Below are 23,116 nucleotides of genomic sequence, written 5' to 3' on the forward strand. Positions count from 1 at the left end.
GATCGCGTCCCGGCTTGGCAGAGCGACGGGCGCCCGATAAAAACCTGTTGACGCTCTGCGCCGGCTCCGGCGTAAACTGGCGTGAATTCAACGGGCATAAAAATGCCAGGGCGCGCCTTGCGTCCATATGATCCGGGAGACCCTGAATGACCCTGACGCAGAAACTTCTCGGCGCCGCTGCCGCGCTCGCCCTTTCGTCCGGCATGGCCGCGGCGGAACCCGGGCTGGTGATCGACCTGGGCGGCAAGTTCGACAAGTCGTTCAACGAGGCCGCCTATAACGGGGCACAGCGTTGGGTCCAGGAAACCGGCGGCACCTATCGCGAGATCGAGATGCAGACCGAGGCGCAGCGCGAACAGTTCGTACGCCGCATGGCCGAAGCCGGCGCGAACCCGATTGTCGTCATGGGCTTCCAGAACGCCTCGACCCTGGAACAGGTGGCGCCCGATTACCCGGACACCCGCTTTGTGCTGATCGACGGTGTGACGGATGAGCCCAACGTCCGCTCCGTCGTCTTTGCCGAGCATGAGGGGTCCTATCTGGTCGGGATGCTGGCCGCGATGGCCTCGGAAACCGGCACCGTCAGCTTTGTCGGCGGCATGGACATCCCGCTGATCCGTCGCTTTGCCTGCGGCTACGCGCAGGGCGCCCGGGCGGCCAACCCGGATATCGCGATCATCCAGAACATGACCGGCACCACCCCCGCCGCCTGGAACGACCCGGTGCGCGGCGGTGAGATCACCCGCGCGCAGATCAGCCAGGGATCCGACGTGGTCTTTGCGGCTGCAGGCGGCACCGGGATCGGCGTTCTGCAGACTGCCGCCGACGAAGGCATCTATGGCATCGGCGTCGATTCCAACCAGAACTACCTCTTCCCGGGCAGCGTCCTGACCTCGATGGTCAAGCGCGTGGACAATGCCGTCTATGAGGCGTTTTCCGAAGGCCCCGGCCTTGAAACCGGCATCGTGACGATGAACCTCGCGGCGGGTGGCGTGGGTTATGCGCTGGACGAATTCAACGCCGAGCTTCTGACCGAGGAAATGCTGGCCGCCGTGGATGCCGCCGCCGAACAGATCATGGCCGGCGAACTGCAGGTCCATGACTACATGTCCGACGACACCTGCCCGGTGAACTAAGGCCGTTTGCATGACGATCACACCTGATACGGGGCGGCAGGCACAACCTGCCGCCCCCGCTTTCGCAATTGAACTGCGCGGCATCTGCAAGGCCTTCGGCCCCGTTCAGGCGAACAAGGACATCTCGATCCAGGTCGAGAAGGGGACGATCCACGGGATCATCGGCGAAAACGGGGCGGGGAAATCGACGCTCATGTCGATCCTCTACGGGTTCTACCGCGCCGACCAAGGCGAGATCCTGATCGACGGCGCCCCCACCCAGATCGCCGACAGCCAGGCGGCCATCCGGGCCGGTATCGGGATGGTGTTCCAGCATTTCAAGCTGGTCGAGAATTTCACGGTTCTTGAAAACGTGATCCTCGGCGCAGAAGAGGGTGCGCTGCTGCGCCCCAGCCTTGCCAAGGCCCGCCGGTCCCTGACGGATCTGGCGCGGGAATACGAACTGAATGTCGATCCGGATGCGCGGATCGAGGATCTTTCGGTCGGGCATCAGCAGCGGGTCGAAATCCTCAAGGCGCTTTATCGTCAGGCGGAAATCCTGATCCTGGATGAGCCCACCGGGGTTCTGACGCCCGCCGAGGCCGACCACCTGTTCCGCATCCTCCGCAACCTCAAGCGCGAGGGCAAGACGATCATCCTGATCACCCACAAGCTGCGGGAGATCATGGAGATCACGGATAATGTGAGCGTGATGCGCCGTGGCGAAATGACCGCCACCCTGCGCACCGCCGAGGCGACGCCCGAAACGCTTGCCGAACTGATGGTCGGGCGCAAGGTTCTGCTGCGGGTCCAGAAGACCCCCGCGCAGCCCGGCAAGCCCGTGCTGGAGGTCGAGAACCTGAAGGTGGTCGACGACAAGGGCGTGGAGCGGTTGCGCGGCATCGACCTTTCGATCCGCGCCGGCGAGATCCTGGGGATCGCGGGCGTCGCGGGCAACGGGCAATCGGAATTGCTGGAGGTACTGGCCGGCATCGCGACCGGAACCGGGACCGCCCGGCTGAACGGGACGGCGCTTGACCTGACGGGCCGCACCTCTGACGGGCAGACGCGGCGCGCCTCACGGGTGGCCCATGTGCCCGAGGACCGCCATCGCCGCGGCCTGATCCTCGACTTCGCCGCGTGGGAGAACGTGGGTTTCGGCTATCACAACGCGGTGGCCTATCAGAAGAATGCGCTTCTGATGGACAATGACGCGCTGGTTCGTGACACCGCCGCCAAGATGGAGCGGTTCGACATACGCCCCCCGAACCCGAGGCTGGCGGCCAAGAACTTTTCCGGCGGCAACCAGCAGAAGATCGTGCTGGCCCGCGAAATCGAAAGCGCGCCGGACCTTCTGCTGATCGGGCAGCCGACCCGGGGCGTGGATATCGGCGCGATCGAGTTCATCCACCAGCGCATCGTGGCGCTGCGCGATGCGGGCAAGGCGATCCTGCTCGTGAGCGTGGAGCTCGATGAGATCATGTCGCTGTCGGACCGGATCGCCGTCATGTTCGACGGGCAGATCATGGGCGAATGCCTTCCGCAGGACGCGGATGAACGACAACTGGGCCTGATGATGGCCGGGATGAAAGGGGGGTCTGCCTGATGGAGCGGATGCCGAAATGGGCCGACACCGTTCTCGTGCCCCTCATCAGTCTCTTGATCGCCTTCGTGATTTCGGGCCTCGTGATCCTCGCCATCGGTGAGAACCCGGTCGAGGCGATGCAGATCATGGTCTCGGGCGCGATCGGGTCGACCTATGGCTGGGGCTACACGCTCTATTACGCCACGAACTTCATGTTCACCGGGCTTGCGGTGGCGGTCGCCTTTCACGCAGGACTGTTTAACATCGGCGGCGAGGGTCAGGCAACGCTGGGCGGGCTTGGGGTCGCGGTCGTCCTCTTGTCGGTGGGCTGGCCGCACTGGACGGTCGCGCTGATCGCGGCGATGGCGGGGGCCGCGCTCTTTGGCGCGGCCTGGGCGGCGATTCCGGCCTGGCTTCAGGCCCGGCGCGGCAGCCATATCGTGATCACGACGATCATGTTCAACTTCATCGGCGCGGCGCTGCTCAACTACCTGCTGGTGAATGTCATGCGCCCGGCGGGCTCGATGGACCCGTCCTCGGCGCGGTTCGGCGTGACGCTGCCGGGCCTGCATGAGGTTCTGGCCCTTGTCGGCATCCCGTTTTCCCGTGCGACCCCGGCCAACATCACCTTCTTCATCGCGATCCTCGCCTGTGTGGTGGTCTGGGCGCTGATCTGGCGCACGCGGCTCGGCTTTCAGATCCGGGCCTTTGGCAAGTCCGAACCCGCAGCGGTCTATGCCGGCATCTCGCCGGTGCGGATCACCATGTATGCGATGCTGATCTCGGGCGGGCTTGCCGGTCTCATGGCGATCAACAACGTGATGGGCGAGGCGAACCGGCTGGTGATGAACGCCGTCGAAGGCGCGGGCTTCATCGGCATCGCGGTCGCGCTGATGGGGCGCTCGCATCCGTTCGGAGTGTTCCTCGCGGCGATCCTCTTCGGGTTTCTTTATCAGGGCGGGGCGGAGCTGGCGCTGTGGACCTCGATCCCGCGCGAACTGATCATTGTCATTCAGGCGCTCGTGATCCTCTTTACCGGCGCGCTCGACAACATGGTGCGGCTCCCGATCGAGCGGATCTTTGCGGCGCGCGGGCGGAGGGGCGTGTGATGGACCTCGGCACGATACTGCAGATCCTCGATTCCACCATCCGGCTCGCGACGCCGCTGCTCTTTGCCTGTCTCGCGGGGCTCTTTTCCGAGCGCGCCGGCATCGTCGATATCGGGCTCGAGGGCAAGATGCTCGCCGCGGCCTTCCTGTCGGCAGCCGTCGCCGCGCTGACCGGCTCGGTCTGGATCGGCCTCTTTGCCGGGATCGGGGCATCGGTCGCGCTGTCGCTCGTACACGGGCTCGCCTCGATCACCTTCCGGGGAAACCAGCTCATCTCGGGCGTGGCGATCAACTTTCTGGCCTCGGGGCTGACGGTGCTGATCGCGCAGAACCTCTTTCAGCAAGGCGGGCGCACGCCGTCCCTGACGGGGGATGCGCGGTTTTCGCCGATCCGCCTGCCCTTCGCGGCCGAACTGCGCGATGTGCCGGTGATCGGACAGCTTTATTCGGTGCTGCTGTCCGGGCACTCGCTGCTGGTCTATGTCGCGCTGATCTGCGTGCCGCTGTCCTGGTGGGTGCTCTTCCGCACCCGGTTCGGGCTGCGCCTCCGCGCCGTTGGGGAAAACCCTGCGGCGGTCGATACCTCGGGCGTGTCGGTCGTGGCGCTGCGCTATGCGGCGGTGGTGATCTGCGGCGTGCTGACCGGGCTTGCGGGGGCATATCTCGCGACCGGTCTTTCCGCCGGTTTCGTCAAGGAGATGACGGCGGGCCGTGGCTTCATCGCGCTTGCGGCACTCATCTTCGCGAAATGGCGGCCGGTTCAGGCGCTGTGGGCCACGCTGCTTTTCGGCCTGCTGGAGGCGATCGCCAACCGCTATCAAAGCCTTGAACTGGGCGGTCTCGTCATCCCGGTCCAGCTGATGCAGGCCCTGCCCTACATCCTGACCGTCATCATCCTTGCCGGCTTTGTCGGCAAGGCAATACCCCCCCGCGCCGGAGGACAGGCCTATGTCAAGGAACGCTGAAGAAATCGCCGCCATCGTCCGGGACCGGGCGGGCGCGGCGCCTGTCCGGATCGGGCTCGTGCTCGGGTCCGGGCTGGGCCATCTGGCGGACCGGGTAAATGGCGTGGCGATCCCCTATGCCGATCTTCCGGGTTTTCCCCATGCGGGCGTGTCGGGGCACAATCCCAATCTGGTGGTCGGCGACCTGATGGGCCAGCGCGTCGCGGTCTTTGGCGGACGGGCGCATTACTACGAATCCGGGCGCGGCGACGCGATGCGCCTGCCTTTGGAGGTGCTGAAGGCGCTGGGGGCGGAAAGCCTGATCCTGACCAATGCCGCGGGCTCGTTCCGGCAGGATGTTCCGCCGGGCGACCTGATGCTTTTGTCGGACCATATCAACTTTTCCGGCCTGAACCCGCTGATCGGTGAGCCGACGGATGCGCGGTTCGTGCCGATGACCGAGGCGCATGACCCTGCCCTGCGCGCGGGTCTGCGCGCCGCCGCCGAGGCCGAGGGTATCGCCCTCGCCGAGGGGGTCTATGCCTGGTATTCCGGCCCCTCGTTCGAAACCCCAGCGGAGATCCGGGCGCTGCGCATCCTGGGCGCCGATGCGGTCGGCATGTCCACCGTGCCCGAGGTGATCCTTGCGCGGTTCCTGGGCCTGCGGGTGGCGGCGGTTTCGACCATCACCAACATGGCCGCGGGGCTCAGCGACGAAAAGATCAGCCACGAACACACCAAGGCCATGGCACCGCTGGGGGCCGCGAAGCTGGAACGTATCTTGCTGCGTTTCCTGTCCGGTCTTTGACGGCCGAGATTTTCGGCACGGATTGAGAAAATCTTGGGAAAGTCGTGGCAAGGTCGTGACGCTTATCCTTCTTGTGCGTTAGGGTAGGACAGGTCACGGGAAACGCCGACGATGCAGATCTACCTTCCTATCGCCGAAGTATCGGTCAATGCATTCGTACTTTTCGGCGTGGGCGGGATCGTGGGGCTCCTGTCGGGGATGTTCGGGGTCGGTGGCGGCTTTCTCATCACGCCGCTGCTGTTCTTCATCGGCATTCCGCCTGCCGTCGCCGTTGCCACCGGGGCGAACCAGGTCGTGGCCTCCTCGGTTTCCGGGGTTCTGGCGCATCTGCGGCGGCGAACGGTGGATTTCCGGATGGGCCTTGTCCTGCTTGCGGGCGGGCTTGCGGGATCGGCGGCGGGGATCGTCGTGTTCAACCTGCTTCAGTCCGCCGGGCAGGTCGATCTCTTTGTTCAGCTGTCCTATGTCGTATTTCTGGGCCTGATCGGCGCGCTGATGTTTCAGGAAAGCCTGCGCGCCCTTTTGCGGGCACGCAAGGCCGCACCGCCACGCCGGCGCAATCAGCATCTCTGGGTGCACCGGCTGCCGCTCAAGATGAAGTTCCGCGCGTCGGGCCTTTACATCAGCGTCATCCCCCCGCTTGGGGTCGGGGTGATCGTGGGCTTTCTGGCGGCGATCATGGGGGTCGGCGGCGGGTTCATCATGGTGCCCGCGATGATCTATCTTCTGGGGATGCCGACCAAGGTCGTGGTGGGTACCTCGCTCTTTCAGATCATTTTCGTGACCGCCTTCACCACGCTGATGCACGCCACGACGAACTATTCGGTCGATCTGATGCTGGCGGTGCTGCTGATCCTCGGCGGGGTTCTGGGGGCACAACTGGGCACACGGCTTGGGCTGCGGCTCCGGGCGGAACAGCTTCGCATCCTGCTTGCGATGCTTGTCCTGCTGGTGGCCGGGCGGATCGGCTATGACCTGCTGGCTACCCCGGCCGAGTTCTATTCCATCACCGTTCCGGGGCGGCACTGATGCGCTGGCTCTTGCTGTTCCTCCTTCTGGTCACCCCCCCTGCCATGGCACAGGAAAGCCCGGGCGAAGAGGTCGTCGTCGGCCTGAGCCAGAGCAACGTTGCCATCACCGCCACCTTCGTCGGGTCGGAGATCCTCGTCTTTGGCGCGATCCGGCGCGAGGCGCCGCTGCCCGAGGGCGCGCTGGGGGTCATCGTCACGATCGAGGGGCCATCGGGCCCGCTGACCGTCCATCGCAAGGACCGGGTGGCCGGGATCTGGGTCAATACCGAGGCCGTGCATGTGGACCGCGCGCCCAGCTTTTACGCCGTCGCCTCGACCGCACCCCTGTCCGCGGTTCTGTCGCAGACCGAGGACCTGCGCCACGCGATCTCGGTCCCGCGCGCCATCCGTGCAATCGGCGCCACGGTGGACGACGCGCCGGCCTTCACCGCCGCCCTGATCCGCATCCGGGAGGAACGCGGGCTCTACCAGATCCTGCCCGAGGGCGTCGAACTTGACCGTGACACGCTGTTCCGCAGCCAGATCAGCCTGCCCTCGAACCTGACCGAGGGCACCTATGTCACCCGCATTTTCCTGACCCGGTCGGGCACGGTGATCGACAGCTATGAAACGGCGATCCACGTTCAGAAGGTCGGCCTTGAACGGATGATCTTTGTCACCGCCCATGAACAGCCGCTGCTTTACGGGATCATCTCGATCCTCGTGGCGGTGATGGCGGGCTGGGCGGCCTCGGCCGTGTTCCGCTATGCGCGCGGCTAGAATGTGCGGAAGGTCATCGTCGTCAGGGTGCGCGTGATGCCCGGCAGATCGAACAGGCTCCGGTTCAGGAACTGCCCCACATCTTCGCCGTCGGGAATGTAGATCTTGGCGATCAGGTCCCATTCCCCGGATGTGGAATAAAGCTCTGACACAAGCTCCCGGTCATGGATCGCCTCGGCGACCTCATAGGTCTTGCCGGGGGCACAGCGGAACTGGACGAATACGCAGCGCATGGGGTCTCCCTCTTTCCGGCAAGGATAGCAGCGCGCGGGTCAAAGACCAGCCTCATCGCCGCTGTCGAGTTCCAGGGGCGCCGCGCCCTGCCGGAGATCGTCGATCGTCAGCGGCGTCTGCGGCCGGGCCAGCCGGTTCCGCGTGACCCAGTAAAGCCGCTGCTCCGCGCGGGTGATGGCGACATAGGCAAGCCGTTTCCACAACGGCACCCCGGATTCCATCCGCCCCGCGCGCGAGGCCGCCCAGAGATCCGGCGCAAAGACCTGCACGTTTTCCCATTGCGACCCCTGCGCCTTGTGGATCGTCACCGCCGCCCCGTGCAGAAAGGCCGCGCCCATCCGCGCCGCGAAGGGGATAAATGGTTCTTCCTCATCCGGCAGTTCGATCTTGACGATCCAGGCGGCCGAGACCTGCGGTTCCTCGGCGCCGATGACATGCAGCCGGGAAAAACCGGGCTTGCGTCCGGGACCGAGATAGATGACCTGCGCCCCCTTGATCAGGCCGCGCGCCTCCAGGTCGATGCGTTTCTTGCGGTGCTTCAGCGGCAGTTCGATCCCGTCGCAGATCAGTGGCTCGCCGGGCAGCAGCGCATCGGCAGGCGCGCCATAGGCGGCCCGGAACGCGGTGATCAGGCGGATGCGCGTCGCGTTGCGCCAGACAAGGACCGGGCTGCGGGCCATCAGCCCCGCCTCGACCCGTTCAGCGACGATCACGCGCGGGTCGCGCCGCGCGGCGTCCTCGATCATCCGCTCGAAACCTTCGAATGTCAGCGCGTCGTCCGACAGGGCGTGGGCCAGATCGAGGATCGGGTTCCCCTCGGCCTGCCGGTGGATGCGGCTCAGATGCAGTTGGCGGTCCTTGGGCAACCGGTCGAACGCCATTTCCCCCGAGAGGCCGACAGGCGCAAGCTGCGCCGGGTCGCCAAAGAGGATCAGCGTGGGAAAGATCTCCTTCAGGTCCTCGAACTGACGTTCATCGAGCATCGAGCTTTCGTCGACGAAGCCGATATCCAGCGGTTCCTCGCGCCGTTTCCAGCCACGGATGAAATCCGACCCCCGCAGCCCGGCCGAGGCCAGCGCGCCGGGAATGGATTTCACCGCATCGTAGAAGGCGCGCGCGCGATCCAGGGCCTGATCGGTCAGCCCCTCGATCACCGGACGGTCGCCGCTGCCGGCAAGCCATTCCGCGATGCGTTCATATTCCGGGTCGTAAACGGGCGTATAGAGGATGCGGTGGATGGTCGTCGCCGGCACGCCCCGGTGCCGCAGCACGCTGGCGGCCTTGTTCGTGGGGGCAAGGATGGCCAGCGTCCGCCGTTCCTTGCGGCGGCGCCCCTCATAATCGCCCGAGACGATCTCGACCCCCGCTTCGGTCAGGGCACGGGTCAGGGCGGCCAGAAGCATGGTCTTCCCCGAACCGGCGCGGCCGAGCACGGCGAGAACGGGCGCGCCATCGCCCGGGTCCGGCATGGTCATGCCTTCCGCCAGATCGACCCCCGAGCGCGCCAGAAGATCGGCCACGCGATCATAGGCTTCGGCCTGATCGTCGGAGAGGGCAAGCTGGGTCGCGGGCTGGGCAAGCGTCATGGCCTGACCCTAGCGCGGGTTCACGCCATGTTCCAGCATCAACCCGCCTTCAGGGCTCACCGCTCCCGGCTGGCCTCCAGCGTGTCGGCGAATGTCCGCAGGCCGGTGCGCGGGGCCTGCACCAGCACCGCCATATTGCCCGGCTTGTGCTCGTTCCGGCGCATCTTCATATGGGCAGCGGGGATTTCGTCCCAGCCCAGAACCTCGGACATGCAGGGGTCCAGACGCCGCTCGATCATCAGCTGGTTTGCGGCGCTCGCCTGCTTGAGGTTGGCGAAATGGCTGCCCTGCACCCGCTTTTGATGCATCCAGAGATAGCGCACGTCGAAGGTGAGGTTGTAGCCCGTCGTCCCGGCGCAGATCACGACCATGCCGCCCCGCTTGACCACGAAGACGGAGACGGGAAAGGTCGCCTCGCCCGGGTGCTCGAACACCACATCGACATTGTTGCCCTTGCCGGTGATGTCCCAGATCGCCTTGCCAAAGCGGCGTGCCTCGTTGAACCACTCCTTGTATTCCGGGGTACCGACCTTGGGCATCTGGCCCCAGCAGCGGAATTCCTTGCGGTTGATGACCCCCTTCGCGCCCAGGGACATGACGAATTCGCGCTTGTCCTCTTCGGATATCACCCCGATCGCATTGGCCCCGGCCGTGTTGATCAGCTGGATCGCGTAGGAGCCGAGCCCGCCCGAGGCGCCCCAGACCAGCACGTTCTGCCCCGGCTTGAGGTCATGCGGTTCATGCCCGAAAAGCATCCGGTAGGCCGTGGCGAGCGTCAGGGTATAGCAGGCGCTTTCCTCCCAGCTCAGGTGGCGGGGGCGATGCATCAACTGCTGCGCCTGCACCCGCGTGAATTGCGCGAAGGATCCGTCCGGCGTTTCATAGCCCCAGATCCGCTGGCTGGGCGAAAACATCGGGTCGCCGCCGTTGCATTCCTCATCGTCGCCGTCATCCTGGTTGCAGTGGATGACGACCTCATCCCCCACCTTCCAGCGGCGGACCTTGTCACCCACCTTCCACACGATGCCCGACGCGTCGGACCCGGCGATGTGATAGGGTTGCTTGTGACCGTCGAAGGGGCTGATCGGCACGCCCAACGCCGCCCAGACGCCGTTGTAGTTCACGCCCGCGGCCATCACGAGCACCAGAACCTCGTTGCTGTCGATTTCGGGCGTATCGACGATCTCGACCTGCATGGCGGTATCGGGCTCACCATGGCGTTCGCGGCGGATCGTCCAGGCATACATCTGCCGCGGCACATGGCCCAGCGGGGGCATTTCCCCCAGGTCGTAAAGGTCTTTTTGCGGCGCCTCATAGGGCTCGATGCCGGAACGTGTATCAAGTGCCATACGGACCTCCTCTCGTGCTGCGCTGCAGCGCTTATCGGGGAGATAGGACAGGCAAAGTAATTTAGCAACAACTTTTGTTGCTGTCAGGTAATTTTGTTGCTTTACGGATTTTCAGCCTCCTGAACCGAGGCCGCGTAGAATGCCAGAAGCGCCGTCTGGGCCGGGTCGAGGCAAAGCGCGTCGCCCTCGCGGCGCAGAATTCGCCGCTCCAGCAAGGTGTCTACCGCCATCGCAAAGGTTTGTTCCGCGGGATCGTCCGCGAGCGCACCCTTTCGCGCAGGATCGGCCGCGCCGAGCAATGCGTTGTAACGCAGGCGCAACGCCTCTTCGGTGGCGCGTCCGCCGGCCTCTTCGACCGCGCGGGCCAGAAGCGGCACGGGCAGGACGGGCATCACCGTCCGGATGCGCTGCATCAGCGTTTCGGCCAGCCTGTCGGTCCCGGCGTCACGGTCGGCCAGCACGAACTCCGTCAGGGACAGGGGGGCGCCGAAGCTGACCGCCGCATAGCCAAAGCGGTGGAACTGCCCCCGCAGCCGCAACCAGATCAGGCGGCCGAAATACCGCAGCATGAGCGACGGCCGCACCGCGAACCGGTTGGTGCCCGCCTGACGTGCGGCGACCAGCGCCCGATCCTCGATGATCCGGTCGTAGTTGAGCGCGACCGGCACAAAGACCACATCCTTGCCGTCATGGGGGTCGAAATCCGAAAGGATGTAGTGCAGGAGCCCCTTCTTGGCCGGGCCGACCGCCCCCGTCCGGCTCAGGCTGCCTTCGGGAAAGATCGCCTGTGTCACGCCTTCGGCGGTCGCCATCTGCACGTATCGCGCCAACACCCGGCGATAGAGCGGGCTGAGGTGACGCCGCCGGATGAAATAGGCCCCCATCGCCCGCACCAGCCGCTGCAGCGGCCAGACCCGCGCCCATTCCCCCACGGCATAGGACAGGGCGGATCGTTCGGCGACCAGATAGGTCACCAGCACGTAATCCATGTTCGAGCGGTGGTTCATCACGAAGATGACCGTGGCGCGCGGGTCGATGGCGCGAAACGCCGCCTCGTCATACTGCCCGAGCCGCACCCGGTAAAGCAGCCGCGAAAGCCAGCGCGCCACCCGGATCGCAAAGCCGAAATAGGTGCCTGCGGAAAAGCCGGGCACGATCTCGCGCGCATAGCGCCGGGCCTGCTGAAACGCGACGTTCTGGGGGACGCCCTTTTCATCGGCATATTGGGCGACGGCCTCCATGACCTTGGGGTCATAGATAAGCCGCATGATCATGTCCTGACGGCGCATCAGCTTGAAGGGCTGGATCGGCCGGATCAGACGCTTGTTCAGTTCCGCCACCGCACGTTCCATCCGCCGCCGGAAGAACCAGCGCACGGAGGGCACGAGAATCCAGTCGAGTACCGCCACCGCAGCAAAAAGCAGGGCCAGCACCACAAGCCAGACAGGAAGGGTAACTGTCCCGGTCATGCACAAGCTCATAAGGCGAAACCGGCGCCGCGTAAATCAGGCCGTTCTGCACTGCGGCGAATTGACTGCGCAGCAAAATCGCGCATATTGAGACAGAGGCGCAACTTTATTGCGCGCAAGATATGGAGCCGCTCATGCCGGCAGATCGTGACCCACCCTGGCTGTTCCGGACCTATGCCGGCCATTCGACCGCCGCCGCCTCGAACGCGCTTTACCGCACCAATCTGGCGCGGGGGCAGACGGGGCTTTCGGTGGCCTTCGACCTTCCCACCCAGACGGGGTATGACAGCGATCACCCCCTCGCGCGCGGTGAGGTCGGCAAGGTCGGGGTGCCTGTCGCGCATCTGGGCGACATGCGCACGCTCTTTGCCGGTATCCCGCTGGAGCAGATGAACACCTCGATGACCATCAACGCGACGGCGCCCTGGTTGCTTGCGCTCTATATCGCGGTGGCCGAGGAACAGGGCGCCGATGTCGCGGCGCTTCAGGGCACGGTGCAGAACGACATCATCAAGGAATACCTGAGCCGGGGCACCTATATCTGCCCACCACGCCCCAGCCTGCGGCTGATTACCGACGTGGCGGCCTATACGCAGGCCCATCTGCCGCGCTGGAACCCGATGAACGTCTGCTCCTACCACCTGCAAGAGGCCGGCGCGACACCGGAACAGGAACTGGCCTTTGCGCTCGCCACCGCCTGCGCGGTGCTGGACGATCTGCGCGACAAGGTGCCGGCGGCGGAATTTCCGACGATGGTCGGGCGTATCTCGTTCTTTGTGAATGCGGGCATCCGGTTCGTGACCGAACTCTGCAAGATGCGCGCCTTTGTCGATCTCTGGGACGAAATCTGCGCCGGGCGGTATGGCGTGACCGATCCGCGCTATCGCCGGTTCCGCTATGGCGTTCAGGTCAACAGCCTCGGCCTGACGGAGCAGCAACCGGAGAACAACGTCTATCGCATCCTGATCGAGATGCTGGCGGTGACGCTGTCGAAAAAGGCGCGGGCGCGCGCGGTCCAGCTTCCGGCCTGGAACGAGGCGCTGGGGCTGCCCCGCCCCTGGGACCAGCAGTGGTCGCTGCGGATGCAGCAGATCCTGGCCTATGAAACCGACCTGCTGGAATATGATGATCTCTTTGACGGCAACCCGGCGATCGAGCGCAAGGTCACGGAGCTGAAAGAGGGCGCGCGCGCCGAACTGGCGCTGATCGAGGGGATGGGCGGCGCGGTCGCCGCGATCGACTACATGAAGGCGCGGCTGGTGGAATCGAACAGCGCGCGACTGCAGGCCATTGAAACGGGCCAAAGCACGGTGGTGGGCGTGAACCGCTGGACCGAGGGTGTGCCTTCGCCGCTTGGAGCGGGCTCGGATGCCGTCATGCAGGCCGAGGCAGAGGCAGAGGCCGACCAGATCGCGCGTCTGACCGACTGGCGCGCCGGGCGCGACGCCGCCGCCGTACGCGCGGCACTGGCTGCGCTGCGCGACGCCGCCGCACGTGGCGAGAACATCATGCCGGCCTCTGTCGCCGCCGCCCGCGCGGGGGTCACGACGGGCGAATGGGCCGGCGTCATGCGCGCGATCCATGGCGAATACCGGGGGCCGACCGGCCTCTCATCCTCCCCGTCGAACCGCACGGAAGGGCTTGAGCCGGTGCGCGAGGCGGTCGACCGCGCCTCGGGCCGGCTGGGGCGTCGCCTGTCGCTGCTGGTGGGCAAGCCCGGGCTTGACGGCCATTCCAACGGCGCCGAACAGATCGCGGCAAGGGCGCGGGATTGCGGGATGGATTTCCGCTATGACGGCATCCGCCAGACACCCTCGGAAATCGTGCGCGCGGCCGAGGAACAGCGGGCCCATGTGATCGGTCTCTCGATCCTCTCGGGCTCTCATCTGCCGCTGGTGGAGGAGCTTTTGCAGACCCTGCGCGACCATGATCTGGACATCCCCGTGGTCGTGGGCGGCATCATTCCCGACGAGGACGCGGCAGAATTGCGCAAGCTCGGCGTCGCCGCAGTCTACACCCCCAAGGATTATGAGCTGAACCGCATCATGCTGGACATCGTCGATCTGGTCATGGTGCGCCATAGCGTGGCGGCCTGAGAGCAGCCGCGCATGAAAAAGGGCGGGGTGATGACCCCGCCCCCCTGTCAGGCAAGGGATGCCTTATTCGATCTGGGTCGCCGCACCGCCCTGAACCTCTTGCACCATCGCGATCAGACGGGCGTTGAGTTCGGGGTCAGCCTCGGCGGCCTGGCCGATCTCCATGTATTCCTCAAGCGTGATGCCCGGGGTCTCTTCGACCGCCTGGATCATCTCTGCATTCGCGCTTTCGATCAGTTCTTGCTGGACGGCCGGGTCCTGCGCCTCCATCACCTGCGCCTGATAGCGCTGGTCGACCTCATTCACCGCAAGGGCCGCCTGCACGAAGGCCGTCAGCGCCTCATTGGTGTAGGCCGTGCCGGCCTGCGCCTCAGGCGCGAGCGGCGCCTCGACCGGGGCCTGCGCCTCGGGGGCAAGGGGGGCGTCCTGGGCCAGGGCGGGAAGGGCGAAACCGCCGGCGGTGAAGCCAAGGGCGACGGCGGCGGAGGAAAGGGTCTTGGTGAACTGCATGATGTTCTCCTGTCTCTGGTCGATGCCTGTCCCACGCGGGATGCGCGGGTGGGCTGACACCAACCTAGGAAAGACGGGCGCGGGACGCAAAACCCCCGGCGAGCGACCGCCGAAAGGGGTCAGGCGGCTCGGCATTATCCCGCGACCCCGCGCAGGAGCGCCCGCAAGAGCGGGCCGCCAAACGACAAAAGCCGCGCAGGGGCGCGGCTTCGTCAAATCCGAAAGGGCGCAAGATTACTTGATCTTGCCTTCCTTGTATTCCACGTGCTGACGGACAACCGGGTCGTATTTCCGCACGGTCATCTTTTCGGTCATCGTGCGGGCGTTCTTCTTGGTCACATAGAAGTGCCCGGTGCCCGCCGTCGAGTTCAGACGGATCTTGATCGTCGTCGGCTTCGCCATGTCATATCTCCTGCAGACGGACGGCAGACCGCCCGCGAAATCCTTGAAGCCCGCCTTTTACGCAAGCGACAGGGCGAGTCAACCGGGAATCAACCCAACGGGCGCGGAAAGCGGATCACAAACGCCGCGCCCCCCTCTGGCTGGTTCTCGCAGACAAGGCTGCCGCCAAGCCGTCCCACCATCCCCAGCACGAGCCGCATCCCGAGGCCGGACTGCCCCGCCGGATCGAAGCCTTCGGGCAAGCCCCGCCCGTTATCGGCGATGCGCAGTTCGCAGTCGCCGCCGGCCATGTCGAACAGCACCGTCAGATCCCCTGCGGCGCCGGCGGCGAACCCGTGGCGGGCGGCATTCGCGGCAAGCTCGGCCACCAGAAGGCCGATGGAAAGCCCGGTATCCGCCCCCACGGTCAGCGGCGCGACCCGCGCCGACAGGCGCAGCCGGCCACCTGCCGAGGCAAGCACGTCGCGACAAAGCGGCCCGAGGAATTCGTCCAGCGCCATGGTGCGCCCGCCGCCCGAGCGGTAGAGCCGGTCATGCACCTTGGCGATGGTCATCACCCGCGCGGCGGCATCCTGCAGCCGTGCGGCCACCTGCGGATCGGACTGGCGCGCCTGCATCCGCAAGAGCCCAACCACCATCGAAAGGCTGTTCTTGATCCGGTGATCGGCCTCGCGCAGGCGCAGATCCTGGAGCTCCGCCTCGCGGTCCCTGGACGCGCGTTCGGTTTCCAGCTGCGTCACGTCACGCGCGACCGCCAGGATGTGACGCGGTTCGGCCCCCGCCTGCATCATCGCGGGCATCAGTGGCGCGACCGACACGTCCCACCATTTCTCCCGCCCCGTCCAGGTGGGGCAAAGCGCGCTGAACCGCGTGCCCTGACCCATGCGTGCCTGTTCCAGCGCTTCAGCCACGACGCCATGTGCCTCGGGCGGCCAGAACCGCAGCCAGGGCAGCCCCAGAACCTCGGTCCGGTCGGACACGTCAAAGTTGCGCAGACCATTCGCGCTCACGTATTCCAGACGGCCTTCCCGGCCGATCAGCATGATGCTGTCACCGGATGCCGCAAGCACGGCCATCAGGGCCGCGGGCGCCTCACATGGCAGCACCGGAAGGTCTGCCTTATGCGCCTCTTCTAGGGGATTGAACCTTTCCGGACGGACCGCCGCGTTCCCTCGCATCGCACACCCCCACAACCTGAAGCTTCAACATGAGCGAGAGTGGACAACCCTGTCCAGCATTAAACGCGCGCGGATGGCCTGTAAGCCGGATTCTGTCTGGAACAAAGTTCCTGGATGACCATTCATCTGCCCCCGCCGTTACCGACGGGATCTAGCTGCCAACCCGGGCCTCTGGGCTGAAGCGTCCCTGCGGGCCGTATCCGTTGCCGGACGTGCACCGCGCGAGGCCCCTATTCGGCATTGCTCCGGGTGGGGCTTGCCGTGCCGGTCCGGTTGCCCGTCCCGCGGTGGGCTCTTACCCCACCGTTTCACCCTTACCCATGCAGGCATGGGCGGTCTCTTCTCTGTGGCGCTTTCCCTCGGGTTACCCCGGCCGGGCGTTACCCGGCACCCTTGCTTCATGGAGTCCGGACTTTCCTCGCACCCTTGCGGGCACGCGGTCATCCAGCCATCCGCGCGCGCCCCGCTTAGGCCCTTGCATCTTCCACGTCAACCGGGAAGCGCCGCGCAAGATCGGCCATCACCGCCATGTCTGCCCCCGACAGCGGCCCCCGCCCCCAAGGCCGGAACCGCAGACGGACCGCAGCAAGCAGGATGTCCGCCGGCAGATCCGGATAACCGAAGCGCCGCGCGTCTGCGACGAACCGAACGGGATCGAGCGGAACGGGATCAAGCGGCACGGGGGCGCCGGGTTCCCGCCAGACCGAAAGGCCCTGCCGCGCCAGCCGCCGCCAGTCGAACCTGGGCCCCGGATCGACCTTGCGCAGGGGCGCCATGTCGGAATGGGCGATCACGCCCTCCGGGGCGATCGACCAGCGGGCCATGATGCCGGGCAGGAGCACCTCCAGCGCCGCCATCAGCGGTTCCGGAAAGGGCGAGGCGCCGTCATTGTCCAGCTCGATCCCGATGGAACGGGAATTGACGTCACCGCGCCCGCCCCACTCGCCCTGCCCGGCGTGCCAGGCCCGCCTGTCTTCAGGCACCAGAAGATCGACCTCTCCCCGTGAGGATATGAGGTAATGCGCCGAGACCTCGGCCCCGGGGTCGCAAAGCCGCGCGCGCGCCGCCTCATGGCTTTGCATCGCGGTGAAGTGCAGGACGATCAGTTCGGGGCGCAGACCGTCCCGGCGCGGGCCGTGATTGGGTGAAAGACCTGCCGTCAAATCAGCGCATGGCAGCGCGATAGGGCCGCGGATCCCACCAGCAGGCAAAGCCGTCACCGTCGGGGTCCACGTTCATCGGGTCACGTTCCGGCCCGCCGCGCCGCAGGAATTCAAGCTGCGCCTGATCCTGCGTGGTGAACTGGGCACAGGCCCGTTCCGCCTGCGAGAACCGCAGCGGGTTCATCCGGCGATAGATCGTGTCGCCCGGATTGTTGCGGGTCGAAAGCGCGTACTGGATGATGTTCGGACCGTCGGCATTGGGCCGGTCCGGCAGGGCCGTCGGCTCGATAAAGACATATTGGGCGCGCTGACGCTCCAGCCGCTCCCGGTCGCTCTCGATGGATTCGCGCGCGGCGACAGCATCGAAATCCTGTTCGTCGGAAATGCGCGGAGCACCGGCCTGCCCCGCCTGGGCGGTATCGAAGCTGTTCGCCGGGGCAGCGCCGATCGGCCCCGAGCTTACCGGCGCACCGGTGATCGGGGAATAGCTGCTGGCCGCCGACGGGCCGCCCGCGCTCCGTTCCCGCATGAATTCGTTATAGCCGTCCTGACCGCCACCCTGGCAGGCAGCAAGTGCCACGAAACCAACCACTGCCATGGCAAAACGCATGTCGTTCCTCGACTTCCTGTCCCTATGATCGGGGGCAGTTACCACCATTTCGCGGGTTTGTGAACAAAACCCGCAGCCTCTTCGATCACATGCGCGACATTGAGAAGATCGCCCTCTTCCCACGGGCGGCCGATCAGTTGCAGCCCAAGCGGCAGCCCCTGCGCATCAAGCCCCGCCGGAACCGCAACCCCCGGCAGCCCGGCAAGGTTCACCGTCACGGTAAAGACGTCGTTCAGATACATCGCCACCGGATCGGCGACCTCGCCCAGCCCGAAGGCAGCCGAAGGCGTCGCCGGTGTCAGGATCGCGTCGATCCCCGTGGCAAAGGCGTTCTCGAAGTCGCGCTTGATCAGCGTCCGCACCTTGCGGGCGCGGTTGTAATAGGCGTCGTAGAACCCGGCCGAGAGGACATAGGTGCCGATCATCACCCGGCGCTGCACCTCGGTTCCGAACCCTTCGGCGCGGCTTTTTTCATACATCTCGGTGATGCCGTCGCCCTGCGACAGCCGCGCACGATGGCCATAGCGCACCCCGTCATACCGGGCGAGGTTCGAGGACGCCTCGGCCGGGGCAATCACGTAATAGGCCGGCAACGCGTATTTCGTATGCGGCAGGCTGATGTCGACGATCTCGGCCCCGGCAGCGCGCAGCATCGCCGCGCCGTCGGACCAGAGCTTTTCGATCTCGGCGGGCATCCCCTCCATCCGGTATTCCTGGGGAATGCCGATCCGCTTGCCACGGATATCGCCGGTCAGCATCGCTTCGAAATCCGGAACGGCGAGATCGGCGCTGGTAGAATCCTTCGGATCATGGCCCGACATGGCGCCCAGCATGATCGCCGCGTCGCGTACCGTTTTGGCCATCGGCCCCGCCTGGTCGAGCGACGACGCAAACGCCACCACGCCCCAGCGCGAACACCGCCCATAGGTCGGCTTGATCCCCACGATGCCGGTAAAGGCCGCGGGCTGACGGATCGAGCCGCCGGTATCCGTCCCCGTCGCCGCAAGACAAAGATCCGCCGCCACGGCCGAGGCCGAGCCGCCCGAGGATCCGCCCGGCGTCAGATCGGTATCATCGCCCTGCCGTTTCCACGGGTTGATCGCATTGCCATAGACCGATGTTTCGTTCGAGCTGCCCATGGCGAATTCGTCCATGTTCAGCTTGCCCAGCATCACCGCGCCTGCATCCCAGAGCTGCTGGGTCACGGTGGATTCGTATTCGGGGCGAAAGCCTTCCAGAATACCGCTCGCGGCCTGGCTGGCCACGCCGCGCGTGCAGAAAAGGTCCTTGATGCCCAGCGGGATGCCGCACATGGCGGGCGCGTCGCCTGCCTTGATCCGGGCATCCGCGGCCCGCGCCTGTTCCAGCGCGATCTCCGGCGTCCGGTGGACAAAGGCGTTGAGCCTGCCCGCCCCTTCGACCGCCGAAACGCAGGCCTCGGTCAGTTCCACCGCGGTCACGTCACCCTTGCGCAGCGCGTCGCGCGCCGCCGCGATGGTCAGTTTGTTCAGATCGCTCATTCCACCACCTTCGGCACGGCAAAGAACCCTTCACGCGCATCGGGCGCGTTCGACAGGACCTTTTCCTGCATCCCGCCATCGGTCACCACATCCGCCCGCCGCTTGAGCCGCTGCGGGGTCACCGATGTCATCGGCTCGACGCCTTCGACATCGACCTCGTTCAGCTGCTCCATGAAGGTGAGGATGTTCGAAAGCTCGCCTGCCAGCGCGGGCAGGTCGCCTTCCTCAACTTTGATCCGGGCGAGTTTCGCCACCCGCCGTGCGGTGTCGATGTCGATGGACATGGAGGTCTCCGTTCTCGGTTCCGGTTCGTTTAGCCCCGCGCGGCCCGCGCTGCAAGCATGTGACGGCGATAGACCTCGATCATCCAGCCCAGCATGGTGCCGTTCAGGATGTGCCACATGAAATGCGTCCCCAGCGGAAAGGCATCGCAAAGCGGCTGGTCCAGCGCCCGGAAGGTGATCGAGGCGCAGAGGATCGCGGCCCCGATCAAGAGGCCCCGGCCCGTCTCCGGGTGTCGGCGCATCAGCAAGATCCCGTAGATCACGATCAGAGCCGCGACCGTGCCATAGGCCGCAGACCCGCCCAGACCCGGTATGGCGGCCTGCAACACCGGCGCGGCCAAGGCGGCGTAGGGAAAGAAGAGCAGCGTGAGCCCCAACGCGGCCCAGATCGGCAAGCCCCAGTAATGCAGGTTCGCCGTGAAGATGTAGACAAGGATGAAGAGGACGATCGGGATCACATCGGCGGTCGAGGCCCAGGCCGTCGCATGGGTGTGAAAGAGGAAGCTTCCGACGCCGATCACCGCAAGGATCGCGACAAGGACATTCGCCAGCGGCAGGCCCAGGCCACGCACGCGCCGCCACATGATGAAGGCGGCGATCAGGAAGGCCGCGTTGGTAACGGCGTTCACCGGCTCGGCCCAGTAGCTGGCGTCGAGCCGTTCGCAATAGGCATTGATCGGGCGGGTCCAGTCCATCAGCGCAACCTCTCAAAAAACTCTCGCAGCAGGCGTTCGGCCGCCGGCGCGTCGATACCGTCATATACGTCGGGAATGTGATGGCATTGCGGATGCGAAAAGACCCGGGGCCCCTGGGCGATGCCGCCCGATTTCGGGTCCGCCGCGCCATAGTAAAGCCGCGCGATGCGGGTGGCGGCGATGGCAGCCGCACACATCGGGCAGGGTTCAAGCGTGACGTAAAGGCTGTGGCCCGGCAGGCGCTCGGACCCGGCGGCGGCGCAGGCTGCGCGCAGGACGAGGATTTCCGCATGGGCGGTGGGGTCGGACCGTTCCCGCGTCCGGTTCCCGTCGGCGGCAAGGACACGTCCCGCCGGATCGACCAGCACGGCACCCACGGGCACCTCGCCGCGCGCGCCTGCCGCGGCGGCGGCCTCCAGCGCCAGGGCCATATGACTGCGGAACGGGCTCATCGCATCTTCCATCGCCCAAGGCGTCACAGCGCGCAAGCCTTTCGCTGCCGCCCGATTGCCGCTAGAGGACAGGAAACGAGGATTGGAGCGGATCATGGCAGACACGACCGGGGAACGCATCGCCAAGGTGCTGGCGCGTTCGGGCGTGGCATCGCGCCGCGAGGCCGAAAAGCTGATCGAGGCGGGGCGCGTCAGCGTGAACGGCCACAAGATCGACAGCCCCGCGCTGAACGTCACGCCCAGGGACAACATCCTTGTCGACGGCAAGCCGGTCGCGGCTCCGGAGCCGGCGCGGATGTGGCTTTACTACAAGCCGCTTGGCCTTGTGACCTCGGCCAGGGACGAAAAGGGACGCGAAACCGTTTTCGACAACCTGCCCGAGGACATGCCGCGGGTGATGTCGGTCGGGCGGCTCGACCTCAATTCCGAAGGGTTGCTGCTGCTCACGAATGACGGCGAGATCAAGCGGCGGCTGGAACTGCCGGCGACGGGCTGGCTGCGCAAGTATCGCGTCCGGGTCAACGGCACCCCGACCGAGGCGATGCTCGACCCCCTGCGCAAGGGCATCACGGTCGAGGGCGAACGGTTTCAGGGAATGGTCGTGACACTGGACAGGCAGCAAGGCGCGAATGCCTGGCTGACGGTCGGGCTGCGCGAGGGCCGCAACCGCGAAATCCGCCGCGCGATGGAGGCCGTGGGCCTCAAGGTCAACCGCCTGATCCGGGTCAGCTATGGCCCGTTCAAGCTGGGCGAGATGCAGCCCGGAGAGGTTCAGGAAATCCGGCAGAAGACCCTGCGCGAACAACTGGGGCTTGCCGGCCCCGCCGATGACACCGGCACCGCGCGGGGCGCCCGCCGCCCCCCACGCCCGCAGCCCAGGGCGCCCGGCAGCGACAAGCCCCGTCCGACGGAGAAGGGCGCAGCACCCAGGCGGAGCACGGACAAAGCGACACCGGCGCCGAAGGCGGGAAATCCTCCCGCACCGTCGAAGGCGGGCCCCAAACCGCCGAAGCCCGGACATACCAAGGCCCACCCGGCGCGCGGCACAACCGGGCCGGGAACCGGTCGCCCGAGCGGCACACCCTCCGGTTCGCCCCGTGGCAAAGGCACCACGCGGTCGCGATAAGCATATTTCGCGCCGCTTTGCGGTGGCAGCCCGGCCATGGGGGACCTATATTGACGACAACCGTCAGTGGATCGCAGAGCATGGGGAAATCATGACCGGAAAGGGGCTTCAGAGGCTCGCCTTCTTCATGCTTTTCATGCTTATCCTCTTTGTGGCCTGCACCGGGGGACGCTGAGATGGCAGTATCCGGCGGCTTTGGCGCGATCCTTGACCGCATCGCAGGCCGGCGCCCCGATCCCGGGCCGAAGGTGCGGGCTGGCTTTGGCGCGGCGCTGCTCTTTGTCGCCCCCCTGCCCCTTGCCGTCCGCGCGCCGTTCCAGGAAGCGCAGACAATGCTCTTTTCCACCCTCGCGCTTGCGATGCTGCTGGGGGCCGCCTGGCTGACGCGGCACGGGGTGATCGCCCACAAGACCTATGACCTGCGCAGCGCCGCACGCAGGCCCGCGATCCCGCGCAAGATCTTTGCCGCGGTGGCGACGGGACTTGGGCTTGGGCTTGCCACCTGGCCGGTGACGGCGCCGGCGAACGCGGCGATCTATGCGGTCGCCGGTCTGGCCCTGCATCTTGTGGCCTTTGGTCCCGACCCGCTGCGCGACAAGCGCCCCGAGGGTGCCGCCCGCCCCGAGACCGAGCGCGCGTTGCGCAGCCTTGCCGAGGCCGAGGCGCAACTGACCGCCATGAGCGAGGTTGCAGCCGCGCTCGCCGACCGGGATCTGAGCCTTGAGGTCGCCCGCTTTCAGTCGACCGCCCGCCGCATGTTCCGCAGGGTCGAGGAAGACCCCCGAGACCTGCCCGCCGCGCGCCGCTATCTGGGCGTCTATCTTCAGGGCGCGCGGGATGCGACCGACCGCTATGCGACGCTGGTGGCCCATGGGCCGAACCCGCAGGCCCGGGCGGACTACCTCGGCCTGTTGGCTGATCTGGAACAGAGCTTTGCCGCCAAGGCCGAACGCCTGATCGAAAACGACCGGACGGACCTGCGCATAGAAATCGACGTGCTGCGCGACCGCCTTGCACAAGAGGCCGTGTCTGCAGAAGAGGCAGGGCGTGGCGGAACCCGCGACAGAAGCCGCGGTTGATCCCGGAAAGGA

General features: G+C 66.1%; 23 protein-coding genes and 1 other RNA gene. 10 read left to right on the top strand and 14 right to left on the bottom strand.

All coding sequences use genetic code 11. From position 1 onward, the window contains the following. Positions 1 to 146: 146 nt before the first annotated feature. From ACFSGJ_RS16905 to ACFSGJ_RS16935, 7 genes are all read left to right on the top strand, one after another. Positions 147 to 1,136 carry a BMP family lipoprotein gene (locus tag ACFSGJ_RS16905; protein WP_390264543.1) on the top strand — a complete coding sequence of 330 codons (990 nt, stop codon included), beginning with the start codon at positions 147 to 149 and terminating at the stop codon, positions 1,134 to 1,136. A 10-nt stretch (positions 1,137 to 1,146) separates the two neighbouring features. Beyond that, complete coding sequence (locus ACFSGJ_RS16910) at positions 1,147 to 2,721, top strand: ABC transporter ATP-binding protein (protein WP_390264546.1); 1,575 nt, start codon at positions 1,147 to 1,149, stop codon at positions 2,719 to 2,721. Continuing rightward, on the top strand, positions 2,721 to 3,809 hold the full coding sequence (locus ACFSGJ_RS16915) for an ABC transporter permease (protein WP_390264548.1): 1,089 nt from the start codon (positions 2,721 to 2,723) through the stop codon (positions 3,807 to 3,809). Before ACFSGJ_RS16910 ends, ACFSGJ_RS16915 begins: the two co-directional genes overlap by 1 nt. Continuing rightward, the gene (locus tag ACFSGJ_RS16920; RefSeq protein WP_390264551.1) at positions 3,809 to 4,774 is read left to right on the top strand and encodes an ABC transporter permease; all 966 of its coding nucleotides are present in this window, start codon (positions 3,809 to 3,811) and stop codon (positions 4,772 to 4,774) included. The genes ACFSGJ_RS16915 and ACFSGJ_RS16920 overlap by 1 nt, the downstream gene beginning before the upstream one ends. Continuing rightward, positions 4,758 to 5,561, top strand: a complete 804-nt coding sequence (locus tag ACFSGJ_RS16925; RefSeq protein WP_390264554.1) for a purine-nucleoside phosphorylase — start codon at positions 4,758 to 4,760, stop codon at positions 5,559 to 5,561. The genes ACFSGJ_RS16920 and ACFSGJ_RS16925 overlap by 17 nt, the downstream gene beginning before the upstream one ends. Positions 5,562 to 5,672: 111 nt before the next feature. Continuing rightward, on the top strand, positions 5,673 to 6,590 hold the full coding sequence (locus tag ACFSGJ_RS16930; RefSeq protein ID WP_390264556.1) for a sulfite exporter TauE/SafE family protein: 918 nt from the start codon (positions 5,673 to 5,675) through the stop codon (positions 6,588 to 6,590). Beyond that, positions 6,590 to 7,351, top strand: coding sequence for a TIGR02186 family protein (locus ACFSGJ_RS16935; RefSeq protein ID WP_390264559.1), 762 nt, complete (start codon positions 6,590 to 6,592; stop codon positions 7,349 to 7,351). The genes ACFSGJ_RS16930 and ACFSGJ_RS16935 overlap by 1 nt, the downstream gene beginning before the upstream one ends. On the opposite strand, the gene ACFSGJ_RS16940 is transcribed toward ACFSGJ_RS16935, so the two are convergent. The 4 genes from ACFSGJ_RS16940 to ACFSGJ_RS16955 all read right to left on the bottom strand — a co-directional run bounded on the left by ACFSGJ_RS16940 (position 7,348) and on the right by ACFSGJ_RS16955 (position 11,989). Continuing rightward, positions 7,348 to 7,584 carry an Lrp/AsnC ligand binding domain-containing protein gene (locus ACFSGJ_RS16940; protein ID WP_390264562.1) on the bottom strand — a complete coding sequence of 79 codons (237 nt, stop codon included), beginning with the start codon at positions 7,582 to 7,584 and terminating at the stop codon, positions 7,348 to 7,350. The genes ACFSGJ_RS16935 and ACFSGJ_RS16940 overlap by 4 nt on opposite strands. A 39-nt stretch (positions 7,585 to 7,623) precedes the next feature. Further along, entirely contained in the window at positions 7,624 to 9,171 is a 1,548-nt protein-coding gene (locus tag ACFSGJ_RS16945) for an ATP-dependent DNA helicase (RefSeq protein ID WP_390264565.1), read from the bottom strand. Positions 9,172 to 9,227: 56 nt separating this feature from the next. Continuing rightward, a complete protein-coding gene (gene ccrA / locus ACFSGJ_RS16950) occupies positions 9,228 to 10,520 on the bottom strand; it encodes a crotonyl-CoA carboxylase/reductase (RefSeq protein WP_390264568.1) in 1,293 nt (430 codons plus the stop codon). A 101-nt stretch (positions 10,521 to 10,621) separates the two neighbouring features. Next, positions 10,622 to 11,989: a 1-acyl-sn-glycerol-3-phosphate acyltransferase gene (locus ACFSGJ_RS16955; RefSeq protein ID WP_390264571.1), complete on the bottom strand. Its 1,368-nt coding sequence runs from the start codon at positions 11,987 to 11,989 to the stop codon at positions 10,622 to 10,624. 134 nt (positions 11,990 to 12,123) lie between these two features. On the opposite strand from ACFSGJ_RS16955, the gene ACFSGJ_RS16960 reads away from it, so the two are divergent. Beyond that, on the top strand, positions 12,124 to 14,085 hold the full coding sequence (locus ACFSGJ_RS16960; RefSeq protein ID WP_390264574.1) for a protein meaA: 1,962 nt from the start codon (positions 12,124 to 12,126) through the stop codon (positions 14,083 to 14,085). A 63-nt stretch (positions 14,086 to 14,148) separates the two neighbouring features. On the opposite strand, the gene ACFSGJ_RS16965 is transcribed toward ACFSGJ_RS16960, so the two are convergent. From ACFSGJ_RS16965 to ACFSGJ_RS17010, 10 genes are all read right to left on the bottom strand, one after another. After that, entirely contained in the window at positions 14,149 to 14,595 is a 447-nt protein-coding gene (locus ACFSGJ_RS16965; protein WP_390264576.1) for a DUF4168 domain-containing protein, read from the bottom strand. 234 nt (positions 14,596 to 14,829) lie between these two features. Further along, positions 14,830 to 14,997, bottom strand: a complete 168-nt coding sequence (gene rpmG, locus ACFSGJ_RS16970; protein ID WP_022707377.1) for a 50S ribosomal protein L33 — start codon at positions 14,995 to 14,997, stop codon at positions 14,830 to 14,832. Positions 14,998 to 15,086: 89 nt separating this feature from the next. Continuing rightward, on the bottom strand, positions 15,087 to 16,073 hold the full coding sequence (locus tag ACFSGJ_RS16975) for a sensor histidine kinase (protein WP_390264580.1): 987 nt from the start codon (positions 16,071 to 16,073) through the stop codon (positions 15,087 to 15,089). 167 nt (positions 16,074 to 16,240) lie between these two features. Next, positions 16,241 to 16,631, bottom strand: an RNA gene (gene rnpB, locus ACFSGJ_RS16980) — RNase P RNA component class A. Positions 16,632 to 16,642: 11 nt separating this feature from the next. Beyond that, positions 16,643 to 17,338: an N-acetylmuramoyl-L-alanine amidase gene (locus ACFSGJ_RS16985; RefSeq protein ID WP_390264582.1), complete on the bottom strand. Its 696-nt coding sequence runs from the start codon at positions 17,336 to 17,338 to the stop codon at positions 16,643 to 16,645. 1 nt (position 17,339) lies between these two features. Then, positions 17,340 to 17,948, bottom strand: coding sequence for a hypothetical protein (locus ACFSGJ_RS16990; protein WP_390264585.1), 609 nt, complete (start codon positions 17,946 to 17,948; stop codon positions 17,340 to 17,342). Between the two features lie 38 nt (positions 17,949 to 17,986). Next, positions 17,987 to 19,468 carry an Asp-tRNA(Asn)/Glu-tRNA(Gln) amidotransferase subunit GatA gene (gatA, locus tag ACFSGJ_RS16995; RefSeq protein ID WP_390264588.1) on the bottom strand — a complete coding sequence of 494 codons (1,482 nt, stop codon included), beginning with the start codon at positions 19,466 to 19,468 and terminating at the stop codon, positions 17,987 to 17,989. Continuing rightward, the gene (gene gatC / locus ACFSGJ_RS17000) at positions 19,465 to 19,752 is read right to left on the bottom strand and encodes an Asp-tRNA(Asn)/Glu-tRNA(Gln) amidotransferase subunit GatC (RefSeq protein ID WP_390264592.1); all 288 of its coding nucleotides are present in this window, start codon (positions 19,750 to 19,752) and stop codon (positions 19,465 to 19,467) included. The genes gatA and gatC overlap by 4 nt, the downstream gene beginning before the upstream one ends. Positions 19,753 to 19,781: 29 nt before the next feature. Next, on the bottom strand, positions 19,782 to 20,447 hold the full coding sequence (locus ACFSGJ_RS17005; RefSeq protein WP_390264595.1) for a ceramidase domain-containing protein: 666 nt from the start codon (positions 20,445 to 20,447) through the stop codon (positions 19,782 to 19,784). Then, positions 20,447 to 20,899 carry a nucleoside deaminase gene (locus tag ACFSGJ_RS17010; protein WP_390264598.1) on the bottom strand — a complete coding sequence of 151 codons (453 nt, stop codon included), beginning with the start codon at positions 20,897 to 20,899 and terminating at the stop codon, positions 20,447 to 20,449. Before ACFSGJ_RS17010 ends, ACFSGJ_RS17005 begins: the two co-directional genes overlap by 1 nt. Positions 20,900 to 20,993: 94 nt before the next feature. On the opposite strand from ACFSGJ_RS17010, the gene ACFSGJ_RS17015 reads away from it, so the two are divergent. Together ACFSGJ_RS17015 and ACFSGJ_RS17020 are read left to right on the top strand one after the other, a co-directional pair. After that, on the top strand, positions 20,994 to 22,025 hold the full coding sequence (locus tag ACFSGJ_RS17015; protein ID WP_390264601.1) for a pseudouridine synthase: 1,032 nt from the start codon (positions 20,994 to 20,996) through the stop codon (positions 22,023 to 22,025). A 176-nt stretch (positions 22,026 to 22,201) separates the two neighbouring features. Beyond that, complete coding sequence (locus ACFSGJ_RS17020) at positions 22,202 to 23,104, top strand: 5-bromo-4-chloroindolyl phosphate hydrolysis family protein (RefSeq protein WP_390264604.1); 903 nt, start codon at positions 22,202 to 22,204, stop codon at positions 23,102 to 23,104. Positions 23,105 to 23,116 lie beyond the last annotated feature (12 nt).

Origin of the sequence: Halodurantibacterium flavum (assembly GCF_042681825.1) — a bacterium.
In the GTDB taxonomy this organism is placed as follows: domain Bacteria; phylum Pseudomonadota; class Alphaproteobacteria; order Rhodobacterales; family Rhodobacteraceae; genus Halodurantibacterium; species Halodurantibacterium flavum.

Excerpts from the sequence above, each read along its gene's own strand:
- ACFSGJ_RS17015 (WP_390264601.1), top strand. The coding sequence starts at position 20,994 with ATGGCAGACACGACCGGGGAACGCATCGCCAAGGTGCTGGCGCGTTCG.
- gatC (WP_390264592.1), bottom strand. The coding sequence starts at position 19,752 with ATGTCCATCGACATCGACACCGCACGGCGGGTGGCGAAACTCGCCCGG.
- ACFSGJ_RS17005 (WP_390264595.1), bottom strand. The coding sequence starts at position 20,447 with ATGGACTGGACCCGCCCGATCAATGCCTATTGCGAACGGCTCGACGCC.
- ACFSGJ_RS16920 (WP_390264551.1), top strand. The coding sequence starts at position 3,809 with ATGGACCTCGGCACGATACTGCAGATCCTCGATTCCACCATCCGGCTC.
- ACFSGJ_RS16940 (WP_390264562.1), bottom strand. The coding sequence starts at position 7,584 with ATGCGCTGCGTATTCGTCCAGTTCCGCTGTGCCCCCGGCAAGACCTAT.
- ACFSGJ_RS17010 (WP_390264598.1), bottom strand. The coding sequence starts at position 20,899 with ATGAGCCCGTTCCGCAGTCATATGGCCCTGGCGCTGGAGGCCGCCGCC.
- ACFSGJ_RS16925 (WP_390264554.1), top strand. The coding sequence starts at position 4,758 with ATGTCAAGGAACGCTGAAGAAATCGCCGCCATCGTCCGGGACCGGGCG.
- ACFSGJ_RS16930 (WP_390264556.1), top strand. The coding sequence starts at position 5,673 with ATGCAGATCTACCTTCCTATCGCCGAAGTATCGGTCAATGCATTCGTA.
- ACFSGJ_RS16990 (WP_390264585.1), bottom strand. The coding sequence starts at position 17,948 with ATGCGTTTTGCCATGGCAGTGGTTGGTTTCGTGGCACTTGCTGCCTGC.
- ACFSGJ_RS16905 (WP_390264543.1), top strand. The coding sequence starts at position 147 with ATGACCCTGACGCAGAAACTTCTCGGCGCCGCTGCCGCGCTCGCCCTT.
- ACFSGJ_RS16975 (WP_390264580.1), bottom strand. The coding sequence starts at position 16,073 with ATGGCCGTGCTTGCGGCATCCGGTGACAGCATCATGCTGATCGGCCGG.
- ccrA (WP_390264568.1), bottom strand. The coding sequence starts at position 10,520 with ATGGCACTTGATACACGTTCCGGCATCGAGCCCTATGAGGCGCCGCAA.
- ACFSGJ_RS16955 (WP_390264571.1), bottom strand. The coding sequence starts at position 11,989 with ATGACCGGGACAGTTACCCTTCCTGTCTGGCTTGTGGTGCTGGCCCTG.
- ACFSGJ_RS16965 (WP_390264576.1), bottom strand. The coding sequence starts at position 14,595 with ATGCAGTTCACCAAGACCCTTTCCTCCGCCGCCGTCGCCCTTGGCTTC.
- rpmG (WP_022707377.1), bottom strand. The coding sequence starts at position 14,997 with ATGGCGAAGCCGACGACGATCAAGATCCGTCTGAACTCGACGGCGGGC.
- gatA (WP_390264588.1), bottom strand. The coding sequence starts at position 19,468 with ATGAGCGATCTGAACAAACTGACCATCGCGGCGGCGCGCGACGCGCTG.
- ACFSGJ_RS17020 (WP_390264604.1), top strand. The coding sequence starts at position 22,202 with ATGGCAGTATCCGGCGGCTTTGGCGCGATCCTTGACCGCATCGCAGGC.
- ACFSGJ_RS16915 (WP_390264548.1), top strand. The coding sequence starts at position 2,721 with ATGGAGCGGATGCCGAAATGGGCCGACACCGTTCTCGTGCCCCTCATC.
- ACFSGJ_RS16910 (WP_390264546.1), top strand. The coding sequence starts at position 1,147 with ATGACGATCACACCTGATACGGGGCGGCAGGCACAACCTGCCGCCCCC.
- ACFSGJ_RS16945 (WP_390264565.1), bottom strand. The coding sequence starts at position 9,171 with ATGACGCTTGCCCAGCCCGCGACCCAGCTTGCCCTCTCCGACGATCAG.
- ACFSGJ_RS16935 (WP_390264559.1), top strand. The coding sequence starts at position 6,590 with ATGCGCTGGCTCTTGCTGTTCCTCCTTCTGGTCACCCCCCCTGCCATG.
- ACFSGJ_RS16960 (WP_390264574.1), top strand. The coding sequence starts at position 12,124 with ATGCCGGCAGATCGTGACCCACCCTGGCTGTTCCGGACCTATGCCGGC.